A 254-nucleotide genomic window follows, 5' to 3' on the forward strand; every position below is an offset into this window, starting at 1 on the left:
TGGGATCAACCATGACCATAAACATGCGTTTAACGACCGGCTTTGGCGTAATTTTATCAATGATGCTTATTTTAACCATTATTGGCATTTCGCGCGTTAGCCTCATTAATAATAACATTACCCACATGACCGACGTAAATTCGGTAAAGCAACGTTACGCAATTAACTTTAGAGGCAGCGTACACGACAGAGCAATAGCCGTGCGCGATGTAGTGCTAATTACCGATCAAAGCAGTTTAAGCTCCGTGTTAAAG

General features: G+C 41.7%; 1 pseudogene. It reads left to right on the plus strand.

Going from position 1 to position 254, the window contains the following annotated elements:
* Nucleotides 1–11: 11 nt before the first annotated feature.
* Nucleotides 12–254 (plus strand): annotated as a pseudogene (locus tag AAEY88_RS14600) (hypothetical protein); the annotation flags it as partial.

Source organism: Psychrobacter sp. CAL346-MNA-CIBAN-0220, assembly GCF_040309805.1.
Classification (GTDB): Bacteria; Pseudomonadota; Gammaproteobacteria; order Pseudomonadales; family Moraxellaceae; genus Psychrobacter.